This window comes from Massilia sp. P1_C10, assembly GCF_056406475.1.
Genome location: NZ_JBFUAC010000020.1, coordinates 1 through 1,443, shown reverse-complemented (window position 1 = coordinate 1,443; position 1,443 = coordinate 1). Strand labels below are relative to the sequence as shown.

Genomic DNA, 1,443 nt, shown 5'->3' with positions numbered 1-1,443 from the left:
TGAAGTGCCACCCAAATGTTGGACAGCGAGGATAACTAGCTGATCGCGTACCGAATCCTGTACTTCACAGGACTCAGGCCCTTCAGCCTCGATTTAATGCGCTTGCAATTATAGTATTCGATGTAGCTTGTGATCGCGAGCTGTAACTGGTCGACGCTGCTGAATTTCGTTCGATGAAACATCTCGCTTTTGAGGATGCCAAAGAAGTTCTCCATCACTGCATTGTCATGGCAGTTGCCCTTGCGCGACATGCTCTGTACGACGCCACGGTCTTCGAGCTGTTTGCGATACTGCTGCATTCGGTAGTGCCAGCCTTGGTCAGAGTGCAGCATCGGTTTGTCCTGCGGTCTTAGTCGAGCGAAGACCTTCTTGATCATGGAACTAACCATCTCGAACACCGGTCGTTTGTTCATTTCGAAGGCGATGATCTCGCCGTTGTACAGGTCCAGCACAGGCGACAGATAGAGCTTTTCCCCGCGGACTTTGAATTCCGTGATGTCAGTGACCAATTTTTCATTGGGCTGAACTGCGTCGAACTGGCGGTCCAAATGGTTCGGCGCAGTCGCGCCTACTTCGCCCTTGAACGACTTGTACTTCTTCGGACGCTGCTCTGATCGCAACCCCATTTCTCCCATCAGCCGCCGCATCGTTTTGTAGTTCACCACTTGGCCGTAGTCTTCGCGAATTTCATCGGCAACACGCCGATAGCCATAGTTCCCCTTGTGGTACTTAAACACCTTCAGGATGATCTTCTTCAGCTCGGCGTACTTGTCCGCGACCTGTTGGGCCTTCTGTTGATAGTAGAACGTGCTACGCGCCAGTCCGGCCGCTTTCAACAGACCGTCAAGCGGGTACTGCTGCCTTAGTTCCTGCACTACTTGCGCTTTTTCGGTGGCGCTATCGTCTGCTTTGATTGAACTAAGGCTCGCAACTTTTTTAGGTACGCGTTCTCCATCCGAAGATACTCCAGCTCGGCGATCAGCTCATCGCGTGGGCGCTCGTCAGCCTTGGGGGCGGGCTCAGGTTTTGTAGTGGGAGTGGTCATATCTTTGGGTCGCCCTAGTCGRCGCGGCAAAAGTCCGCTCGGGCCGTCGGCGCGATAGATGCGCTCCCACTTGCTTAAGCAATGGGGATTGCGGAGGTTGAACAGAACGGCCGCCTGGCCGAATGAGAGGGAATTGTCCCACATGTGCCGCAGGACCGACAGCTTGAAGTCGGCGCTATACGGGCCGACCTGATTGCCCGCGATGAACGTGCCATGAGCCTGGAACCAGCTAATCCAACGATGGACCATCGAATGCGCAAGCCCGCGCTGCCTGGCCAGCTGCTTGTAGCCTATATCGCCATCAAGATACTGACGGACGACGGCCAGCTTGAATTGCTCGTCATACTTTGTCATAAACCACCTAAAAGTTGGCGTCCAACTTTTAGGTGGCACTTCAG

Annotated in this window: 1 protein-coding gene; it reads right to left on the bottom strand. The window is 54.0% G+C overall.

Features of this window, described 5'->3' with window-relative positions; translation table 11 throughout:
- Positions 1-35: 35 nt before the first annotated feature.
- A protein-coding gene (locus AC1D02_RS22155) for an IS3 family transposase (protein ID WP_477320618.1) occupies positions 36-1,399 on the bottom strand; the annotation gives its coding sequence in 2 pieces (ribosomal slippage) (positions 36-898 and positions 898-1,399; 1,365 coding nt in all).
- Positions 1,400-1,443: the final 44 nt, after the last annotated feature.